The 8,304-nt window shown below is 58.8% G+C and carries 12 protein-coding genes and 1 pseudogene; 6 read left to right on the top strand and 7 right to left on the bottom strand.

Annotation, left to right across the window (positions count from 1 at the left end; all coding sequences use genetic code 11):
• Nucleotides 1-211: 211 nt before the first annotated feature.
• Nucleotides 212-1,906, bottom strand: coding sequence for an S-layer protein (locus NW845_RS11575; RefSeq protein WP_414378648.1), 1,695 nt, complete (start codon nt 1,904-1,906; stop codon nt 212-214).
• 321 nt (nt 1,907-2,227) lie between these two features.
• Here NW845_RS11575 and psbE point away from each other — a divergent pair, with 321 nt between their 5' ends.
• From psbE to NW845_RS11555, 4 genes are all read left to right on the top strand, one after another.
• Complete coding sequence (gene psbE, locus NW845_RS11570; protein ID WP_011431225.1) at nt 2,228-2,473, top strand: cytochrome b559 subunit alpha; 246 nt, start codon at nt 2,228-2,230, stop codon at nt 2,471-2,473.
• A 366-nt stretch (nt 2,474-2,839) separates the two neighbouring features.
• Complete coding sequence (psbF, locus tag NW845_RS11565; protein WP_414364828.1) at nt 2,840-2,983, top strand: cytochrome b559 subunit beta; 144 nt, start codon at nt 2,840-2,842, stop codon at nt 2,981-2,983.
• A gap of 5 nt (nt 2,984-2,988) precedes the next feature.
• Nucleotides 2,989-3,114 (top strand): photosystem II reaction center protein L, encoded by a 126-nt coding sequence (locus NW845_RS11560; protein WP_011431223.1) that lies wholly within the window; start codon nt 2,989-2,991, stop codon nt 3,112-3,114.
• Between the two features lie 71 nt (nt 3,115-3,185).
• Nucleotides 3,186-3,305: a photosystem II reaction center protein J gene (locus NW845_RS11555; protein ID WP_414378647.1), complete on the top strand. Its 120-nt coding sequence runs from the start codon at nt 3,186-3,188 to the stop codon at nt 3,303-3,305.
• 329 nt (nt 3,306-3,634) lie between these two features.
• Here the strand turns inward: NW845_RS11555 and NW845_RS11550 are convergent, their stop codons facing one another.
• The 6 genes from NW845_RS11550 to NW845_RS11525 form a co-directional block, all read right to left on the bottom strand.
• The gene (locus NW845_RS11550; RefSeq protein ID WP_414378646.1) at nt 3,635-4,849 is read right to left on the bottom strand and encodes a class I SAM-dependent methyltransferase; all 1,215 of its coding nucleotides are present in this window, start codon (nt 4,847-4,849) and stop codon (nt 3,635-3,637) included.
• 41 nt (nt 4,850-4,890) lie between these two features.
• On the bottom strand, nt 4,891-5,064 hold the full coding sequence (locus NW845_RS11545; RefSeq protein ID WP_414364832.1) for a hypothetical protein: 174 nt from the start codon (nt 5,062-5,064) through the stop codon (nt 4,891-4,893).
• Nucleotides 5,065-5,111: 47 nt separating this feature from the next.
• Nucleotides 5,112-5,657 (bottom strand): NAD(P)H-quinone oxidoreductase subunit J, encoded by a 546-nt coding sequence (locus NW845_RS11540; RefSeq protein WP_414364834.1) that lies wholly within the window; start codon nt 5,655-5,657, stop codon nt 5,112-5,114.
• Nucleotide 5,658: 1 nt separating this feature from the next.
• On the bottom strand, nt 5,659-6,399 hold the full coding sequence (locus tag NW845_RS11535) for an NADH dehydrogenase subunit K (protein WP_414364836.1): 741 nt from the start codon (nt 6,397-6,399) through the stop codon (nt 5,659-5,661).
• The gene (gene ndhC, locus NW845_RS11530; protein WP_011430811.1) at nt 6,390-6,752 is read right to left on the bottom strand and encodes a photosynthetic/respiratory NAD(P)H-quinone oxidoreductase subunit C; all 363 of its coding nucleotides are present in this window, start codon (nt 6,750-6,752) and stop codon (nt 6,390-6,392) included. Before ndhC ends, NW845_RS11535 begins: the two co-directional genes overlap by 10 nt.
• Nucleotides 6,753-6,836: 84 nt before the next feature.
• A complete protein-coding gene (locus NW845_RS11525) occupies nt 6,837-7,100 on the bottom strand; it encodes a hypothetical protein (protein WP_414364838.1) in 264 nt (87 codons plus the stop codon).
• Between the two features lie 165 nt (nt 7,101-7,265).
• Here NW845_RS11525 and NW845_RS11520 point away from each other — a divergent pair, with 165 nt between their 5' ends.
• Together NW845_RS11520 and NW845_RS11515 are read left to right on the top strand one after the other, a co-directional pair.
• Nucleotides 7,266-7,910, top strand: a complete 645-nt coding sequence (locus NW845_RS11520) for an XRE family transcriptional regulator (protein WP_414364840.1) — start codon at nt 7,266-7,268, stop codon at nt 7,908-7,910.
• A gap of 151 nt (nt 7,911-8,061) precedes the next feature.
• A pseudogene (locus NW845_RS11515) lies at nt 8,062-8,304 on the top strand (hypothetical protein); the annotation flags it as partial.

Here is an 8,304-nt window from a genome sequence, read left to right as displayed (position 1 = left end):
CTCCCAGAGGGAGAGGGGAGTTAGAGCGGCGCGTTCGCGACAGCTTTGCGTAGTAATGACGACGCAGAGAAATGTTTTATTACCATTTGAGATGGCTATAACTACCAGGCTGCCGGTGATCGCCAATAGCTGGGCAATCGGATCGTATGCCTTTAACTACAGCTTGCGCCAGCGGGATAAAGTTCTCGCGATGCTGCGCAGCAAGTTTTGCTCAAGGAGCGATGGTGATTGGCGAGGGGCTGGTTTGGACGGCCCTTTGCCCGCCCCGCTCCAGGATCACCTCAATGAGGCCGTTGTTGACCGGCTGCATGTTGAAGGGCAGTTGTTGCTGGGTTTCATAGAGTCCGGGCGCCACCTCCCGCATCTCCACCTCTGGCGTCACCCCGACGATGCGAAAAGCTGCCCGCCCCCCCGGATCCCCTCGCATCGTCACTTTGAGGATCTCGCCCATGCGCAGGCTGGTGCTGTTGGTGGTAATGCTAAAAATCTGAGGCGGCCCAGCAGCGACAGGCCGAGAAGCTGGCTGAATGGTGGAGCGAGTTCCCTTGGATCCATCGATTGCAAAAGGGAAGATCTCGCGGTACTCCTGGCTGAGGCCGTCTTTGCTGAGCACAATTCGCAAAACAGGGTTGCTGGCTTGGTGGGTGGGGGCCACCACGTAGGTGCCCTCGTAGTGGTTGGGTCGCACCTCCCGCATCGGCTGGTTGAGGGCCAGATTCCCCAAATCAAACTGGGCGATCCCTCCCGAGTCCCCCCAGATGGCAATGGTGAGGATATCCCCTTCCACCAGGTCGCGCTGGGGATCCAGGCGAATCGCCGCAATGCGCGGATAGCGGTTGCCGGCTGCGGCCAGAGGGGCGGGGGTGGCTGGCTGCGGCAGAGGGGCGGGGGGAGGAAACACCGGTTCCACCGGCGGGGGGGCGACATTGCCCAGGGCCAGTTGAGGGAGCCGCCGCTGAACGCGGGTGCTGACTCCATTAAGGCTCAGTTGGATGCGGATATCGGGGCCGAAGGCGCTGTCTTGAGGGCCAAGGGTGTAAACGGCGCGGTAATAGCCGGGCTGCACTTCTTCCATGGGCAAACCCCGCACCAGGTCGCCAATATCCACCGTGGCCCTGCCGTTGGGAGTACCCTGCGCCTCAACGGTCAAGGTTTTCCCTGCCGGCACCACTCCCGACTCAGGGATAACCCGCGTTTGCAAGATTTCGGGTTGGATGGTCTCGGCCACCGCAGCGGGAGAAGGCCGCAACTGCACCACCGGAGGCGGCAAGGGTGGAAGCTGACCGCGATACACCAACGCCTGATGTAACAGCACCGCCCCCTCAGCTCGGCTCAGCACCCGATTGGGCCGCAGCCGGGCGGGATCCGGCACATTCACCAATAGCCCCGCTTTGCCCGCCATGGCCACAAAGGCCCGTCCCACCTCCGGCACCTCAGCAGCATCGCTGTAGAGAGCCATCCATTGCTCTATGGCCTCTGGGCTGGGAGGTGGTAACTGCAATGCCCGCACCAAAATGGCTAGGGCTTCCAGGTGGGTGAGATCTCCTTGCGGACGAAACTCGTTGCCCTCATACAGGCGCATCGCCCCTGCCTGCAGCACCGCCTGGGCCGTCCAATAGTCGGGGGTATTGGGCTCGAGATCGCGAATTTCTTGCACCTGGTTGGGGTTGGGGATGTAGCCGAAAAACTCCGTCAGCCACTGGGCCAATTCTAGTCGGGTGAGAGTGGCCGACAGCGGCTCCTGGGTGAGCACCAGATCGGTCTGGCGCTCCAGCGCCGCCACGTAGGCATCGGCCCAGGCCAGTGAGGCTTGCTGCTCTACTCCTTGGGACCAAGCCGGCAGGCTGACGCTCGACCAGCCTAGCGTCCAACACAAACTCAGAGCTAGGGGCCACGAGCACCGCATAGCTGTTACTCCTGTTCCGTTGACATCCCCCCAGGGTCAGCTTACCTCAAAGTTCCGCCTTGCCCTCAAGCCCTCGATACCAGTTGGGATTGCGCCCTTTGGCAGTGGGATCCCCAACCCCCAGGCGTGCGGGCTCACCCTGGGGATCCCTGGGATTGAACTCAGAGGCTGTTAGGAGATCTGACCTATGCAAGATGGAGTCTGGCTTGCCGGCAAACGGCTTGAGCCATCGTCTTGTAACTTGTAGCTGTGCATGCAAATCCCTATCATTGTGTTATAGACTCAAAGAGCCCTTTTGCCCCTAGTGCAGGGAGGAGTTTCATGGCTGGCAACACTGGAGAGCGACCTTTTGTCGATATTATTACCAGCGTCCGCTACTGGGTTATTCATGCCCTGACCATTCCCGCTTTGTTTTTGGCGGGCTGGCTTTTTGTCAGCACCGGCTTGGCTTATGATATCTTTGGTACTCCACGCCCCAATGAGTATTTCACCGCAGAGCGGCAGGAGTTGCCGATTGTCAGCGACCGCTTCAACGCTCTCGAGCAACTGGAAAAGTTAACTCGCTAGGAAAGAGCAGGGCCAGGCTGGCAACTCTTTAGCTTAATCGGCGGGAAGCCCCACACTGTATTTGTGAACTGTATTTACTCAAAAGCAAATCAGTGTCGGGATAAAGGCTGTTTGTGCTACAATTGAGGAGAACAAGTTAAATCTCTGGAGAGTTTTCCTGACTTGTTCCCGACACAGGTCGCACGGTGGCACCACGCTAAGACCTCTGTACCAACAAGTCTGTGAAGCATGAAGACCGTGCTCTATCGGTTCGCGCAGTGTGGCGTAAGCCATGCTGTGCTGACTCAACGAAGATGAGGGTCGGGGATCGTTCACCTGTTGCGACTTGTAAATCTATTTTGTGTTCCAAGAGCCAGGATCTGGACTATGGCGACCAAATCTGTAAACAACCCTGATGAGCCCGTTTTTTACCCTGTTTTTACCGTCCGTTGGTTGGCGGTGCATACTTTGGCAATTCCAACCGTTTTCTTTCTGGGAGCTATTGCTGCGATGCAGTTTATTCAACGGTGAACCCCATGGCTGATCAACCCGAAAAGAATCCCAACACCCAACCGGTAGAGCTAAACCGCACTTCCCTATACCTGGGCTTGCTGCTGGTGTTTGTGGTTGGGCTGCTGTTTTCCAGCTACTTTCTCAACTGAGACTTTAATCCATCTCCGGTCTTAAGTTGAGAAAAGCTGCAGGAATCAATTTCTTTTGGAGGCCAGTTGCTATGACTAGTCAGGCAAGGATCCCTTTGTGGATAGTGGCTGTGGTTGTCGGTTTGGGTGTAGTCGCGGTGGTTGGGCTTTTCTTCTATGGCTCCTATACCGGTCTTGGAGCCCCCGTGTAGTTTAGGGAAGTAGAGGAGCGCGAGGGGCAGTAATCCACGCAACCCCTCGCTCTGTTTCGTTTTAGGGTACGCTTGACACTCCGCTGACTTTAAGTCGGGGGATTCTTACGCAGTCCACAAGCGGACTTGTAAAAGCACTGTCAAGACGCCTCTACACAGTTCCCTAGGGCAAAGCCCTAAGGTTCAGCTTACTTTGCGGAGCAACGCTTCCACGCTATGCACTGGTCGGGTTCGTAGTAGGTGCTTGCTAAGGCCTCCGGCCCGCTGGCGCAAAGGGAGAGCAACTCAAGTTGCTTGCGGGCTTCTCCACCCTCCACTTTAGTGCGGGGCTACCAAGCTATCCCCCTGTGTAGCTCCGGATCGACAAAGCCCCGCAGCGGCTGGGCATACTCCGAGTCGCTCAGGCCCTTGGCCTGCAGCAGCACCCCAAAGCTCCCCAACCCCAGCGGATCCAGCAGAGCGTGAAGGGCATGTCGCCGTCGCAACACCTGGCCCAGATCCCCCCCCTCGTCGCCAACTTGGCTGAGGTCGGCTAGCCTTTTCGCCAATCCCAGGTTTACCAAAAAGTAGCTCTGCTGGGTGAAGCCCAGGCACTTGAGCCCCAGAGATTCCCCCACCTGCTGCAAGGTGGTAAAGTCCACATGGGCAGTGAGATCTTGGGATCCCACCCAGACATAGGGATCCGCGTAGGTGCCGTGTTGGCGGTAGGCCAGGAGCGTGCCCTGGAAGCGCTGGGGGCTGTAGTAGCGCTGGGCGGTGTAGCCGTAGTCAAGGGTGAGCACATAGCCCCGTCGCAGCTTGCGGGCCAAAAGCTGGAGCCACTCTAGGGCCTTGAGGTTGACCTCGGTTTGGTAGCCGGAGGGGTAAGTGGCAATCGGGATCCCCAGGCGGGCAAAGTAGGTTTCCAGCGCGGGCGTAGAGGGAGCCCCCAACACTTCTCGGAAGCCCCCCTCTTCCCCCTCTGCCCAATCCACGTAGATTTCCCGCAAGGCCCCTGCCTGCACCTGTACCCGATGGACTGGGAAGGCGTCCACCAGCTCATTGGAAAAAAAACAGCCGGTTACCGATCCATCTGGGATCTCGTCCCACTCTAGCCAGCGCACCTTCCCGCCATAGCCGGCCAAGCGCTCTTGCTGCAGCCGCCGCAAAAAAGCAGAGCGCTCGAGGATCCCGTACTCCAGGGCTTGCCAGAAGTCAGGCCAAGTGGAGCCCACATAGGCCAGCCAATCTTCAGCCAGGCGGCCGCTGCCCGCCCCCATCTCAATCACCGCAAAATGGGGGGGGGATCCCAAAATGTGCCAGAACTGGAAGATCTGCTCAGCCAACAGTTGGGCAAAATCCGCCGCCAAGTGGGGGGAGGTGCGATAGTCATAGCCGAGGGGGAGATGCTCCCGCTCGTAGTAACCCAGCCCTGGCTCGTAGAGGGCCCACTCCATGAACTGGGCAAAGGTCACTGGTCCCCGAGCGCGAATGCGGCTGCCAATCAGCTCTGGCAACCTTCGGTCGGCCTGCGAGGGCAACAAGGGCAAACCCGGATTGCCCAAGCCTAAGTCTTGCCTAGAAGGGCTTACCAATGGGGATAGACTCACTTATTCAAGGGACGACGCCAATTTTGGCGGAACTGGCGGTTGGTCAAGAGCAGCAGCGGCCAGAGGGCCGACACCGCCCACTTTCCAGAGCCTGAGTAGATGCGATCTGCCTTGCGGGCTGAGTACCAAACTCCCCCTGCGTAGATTACCAAGAGTAAAAAAGGCCACATCTCTCTCACGTCCTGCGAACGCTGCTCAGCCGGTTGAGGCATCCCCCCTAGTAGGCGTCCTGCAACTCATAGAAGTCAGGCGTGATATAGTCCTTGCGCAGCGGCCACCCAATCCAGTCTTCCGGCATCAAGATCCGCTTCAAGTTGGGGTGTCCCTCGAAGATGATGCCGTACATGTCATAAGTCTCCCGCTCCTGCCAGTCCGCCGACTTCCAGATCCAGTACACCGAAGGCACCCGCGGATCTTGGCGGGGCAGCTTCACCTGGATCCGCACCTCCTGCGGCCGATCTGCCCCGTCCACCAGCTTGATCAGGTGATAGAGGCTGACCAGAGGTTGCCCCGCCCCCAGGTCGTAGCCGCACTGGCACTCCAGGTAATTGAAGCCATAGGCATAGAGGGCAGTACACACAGGCAAGAGAAAGTCCCGCTCCACCTCCAACAGCTCCACTCCGGCGGCATCTCTACCCAGGTACTGATGGTCAAAGCCATTATCGGCGAGGAACTGGGAGACCGGCCCCCGCTCCAGCGTCGCCAATGGTTCTGTCGGCTCGGCTGTCGAGGACGGCTTTTCCTGGGCTTTGTCCTCTGTCATCTCACATTCCTCCCTGCAGCGCTTTGAGCTGTTGCTCTGCTCGCTTGAAGTCGGCCGTTTGCAGTGCCGGTGGCACCGGCAGGCCAATAGCAGCGGCCAACTCCGGCGGCGGGGCTTGGCGAGTTTCGCTCTCCAAGTACTTGCCAGTGATGATCTCTGGCACCGGCTTGAGGTTGTGCTTGACGGTGTAGTAGCGGTGAGTTTGCTGCAGGCGGCCCCGCTCCCGCATATCCTCGGCGGCGATCTTCTTGCGCAGCTTCACGATTGCATCCATGATCGCCTCCGGGCGAGGCGGGCAGCCGGGAATGTACACGTCCACGGGGATTAGCTTGTCCACCCCTCGCACTGCCGTGTAGGAATCGGAGCTAAACATGCCGCCACTGATGGTGCAGGCCCCCATGGCGATCACGTACTTCGGCTCGGCCATCTGTTGGTAGAGCTTGACCAGCGCCGGCGCCATCTTCATGGTTACGGTGCCTGCCGTGATGATCAAATCAGCCGTGCGCGGCGAAGAACGAGGCAACAGGCCGAAGCGGTCGAAATCGAAGCGGGAGCCCAGCATGGCTGCAAACTCGATGAAGCAGCAAGCAGTGCCGTAGAGGAGCGGCCAGAGGCTGGACATCTTCGCCCAGTTGTACAGGTCGTTAACCGTGGTGAGAACAACGTTGTTCGAGAGGTCTGTGGTAACTTGCGGGGCAGACGCCGGAAACAAGACTTCCGGCTCCTTAGAGGTCATGACCATTCCAGCGCTCCTTTTCTCCAAGCGTACACAAGGCCCACCACAAGGATGGCGATGAAAATCAGGGCCTCCACAAAGGCCAGCAGTCCCAAGCGATGAAAGGCCACCGCCCAGGGATAGAGGAATACGGTCTCTACGTCGAAAATGACGAAGACCAAAGCAAACATGTAGTAGCGGATGTTGAACTGGATCCAGGCCTGGCCAAACGGCTCCATGCCCGACTCATAGGTGCTGCGGCGCAGGGATCCCCGCCGCTTTGGGGCTAAGAGCGCAGAAGCTCCCAGAGCCAAGACCGGCAGCAGGGCACAGACGATCAGAAAAACCAGCAAATACTCGTAGCCGGATAAGACAAACACGACGCCAGACCGCCTCCGCTGCTCAACATTTAGATACGTTTTCAGTATAGAGCCAGTCTGGAGCCTCCTGGCGCTGCCCAATCTTTAGTTCTGCTGATGGTCTCGATTGCAGGAGTGGCGTTTCTCCAGCCAACCCCACACCCCGCTCAGCAGGGCTCCAGCCATCAGGATCCCCAGCGCTGGCTGGAACAGAGGCAACCACAGCCGCAGCCAAAGTTTGTAGCCCAGCGGGATCCCAATGAAAGCTCCCGTTACCGAGAAGACAAACCAGACAAAGCCGGCAAACACCAGAAAGACTAGGGCAATGAGAAAATGATCCAGCCAGCGCTTCCAGTCTGAGACGGTCATAGGGATCAAGCCAGAACAAGTTGAGCCTCTCAGATCCTACTACTGGAAACTCTGCCCTCTTCCCTCCAACTCAGCATAAACACTATCCCCCACCTCTCACGGGGGTTGACTTGTCAATATATAGTGGTAGAAATTTAGTTGTACACAACCTGTAGTGTTAAGCCGATGTCCACCTCCTCTGATTCCTCCTTTGCTGCCCGTTTGCGACAGGTGATCGGCAATGAGGCCATTTATGCGTTTGGGCGGCGGGCCGGCATTAGCGATACAGCCTTGCGCAGTTACCTCAAGGGATCCGTGCCCGGCATCGACAAGGCAGTGAAAATTGCCCAGGTGGGGGGGGTGAGTCTCAGTTGGCTGATTACGGGGGAGGGATCCCCTGGCGACGCCAAAACGGAGTATGTATACGTGCCTCTGGTGGATGTGGTTGCCTCGGCAGGGGCCGGGGCGCTGGTGCGGGAAGAGTCCATCGAGTCGGTGCTAGCTTTTGAGCGTAACTGGCTGCGGGCCCATCTGAAGGGGAACCCGGATGGGCTCAGCTTGATTCGGGTGCAAGGGAACAGCATGTCTCCCACCTTGGAAGATGGCGACTGGATCTTTGTCGAGCGGCAAGAAGAGCTGGGGGAGGAGGGCATCTACGTCTTTCAGAGGGATGGCGAGCTGTGGGTCAAACGGTTGCACCGCCTGTCGGGATCCCGAGTAAAAGTTATCAGTGACAACCCACGCTTTCCGTCTTTTGTGGTCGATTGTGCGGATCCCGTCAATGGCCTGACCCTTATAGGGCGCTACCGGGGCCGTCTTAGCTTCGACTAGGCTCTTGCCAAGGATGGCGGGAAGTGGCAGCCTGAGCAACCCCTAATCCTCTTGGCGAGCGGTGGTCGCCGGATAGGATCGACTCTAGGCGTTGAGTTGAGCCCGGTTTTCGCTCCTCGCCTACGCCCAGCCAGCCGGAGGTTTGCCTGCGATGCCTCGCCCATCCAAACGTGCAACGGTCTTTCTCAATCTCTCCAGTGGGCTCCTCTTGGTCGGCAGCGGCATCTGGGCGGGAATGGTGCTCCCGCAGCAGCTTCCGACCCAACCGCTGCCAGCTCCCCAGCCGCAGGTCAACACGCCGCCTGAACAGCCTGTCCCCACCCCGCCGCCGCGCCCGGCGCCGCGCGCGTCCCCCCCGGGGGTGTTAGTCAAAATTCCCACTCGCGGCCCTGGG

The sequence above is a fragment of the Synechococcus sp. H60.2 genome, from assembly GCF_047462315.1.
GTDB lineage: Bacteria > Cyanobacteriota > Cyanobacteriia > Thermostichales > Thermostichaceae > Thermostichus.
Note: the sequence above shows the minus strand (reverse complement) of the source record. Positions and strands in the feature narration are given on the sequence as shown.

What these genes read in the sequence shown, in the direction of transcription:
- NW845_RS11575 (WP_414378648.1), bottom strand. Translation starts at nt 1,906, where the DNA reads ATGCGGTGCTCGTGGCCCCTAGCTCTGAGTTTGTGTTGGACGCTAGGC.
- NW845_RS11525 (WP_414364838.1), bottom strand. Translation starts at nt 7,100, where the DNA reads ATGACCGTCTCAGACTGGAAGCGCTGGCTGGATCATTTTCTCATTGCC.
- NW845_RS11560 (WP_011431223.1), top strand. Translation starts at nt 2,989, where the DNA reads ATGGCTGATCAACCCGAAAAGAATCCCAACACCCAACCGGTAGAGCTA.
- psbF (WP_414364828.1), top strand. Translation starts at nt 2,840, where the DNA reads ATGGCGACCAAATCTGTAAACAACCCTGATGAGCCCGTTTTTTACCCT.
- NW845_RS11545 (WP_414364832.1), bottom strand. Translation starts at nt 5,064, where the DNA reads ATGTGGCCTTTTTTACTCTTGGTAATCTACGCAGGGGGAGTTTGGTAC.
- NW845_RS11535 (WP_414364836.1), bottom strand. Translation starts at nt 6,399, where the DNA reads ATGGTCATGACCTCTAAGGAGCCGGAAGTCTTGTTTCCGGCGTCTGCC.
- NW845_RS11540 (WP_414364834.1), bottom strand. Translation starts at nt 5,657, where the DNA reads ATGACAGAGGACAAAGCCCAGGAAAAGCCGTCCTCGACAGCCGAGCCG.
- NW845_RS11520 (WP_414364840.1), top strand. Translation starts at nt 7,266, where the DNA reads ATGTCCACCTCCTCTGATTCCTCCTTTGCTGCCCGTTTGCGACAGGTG.
- NW845_RS11555 (WP_414378647.1), top strand. Translation starts at nt 3,186, where the DNA reads ATGACTAGTCAGGCAAGGATCCCTTTGTGGATAGTGGCTGTGGTTGTC.
- psbE (WP_011431225.1), top strand. Translation starts at nt 2,228, where the DNA reads ATGGCTGGCAACACTGGAGAGCGACCTTTTGTCGATATTATTACCAGC.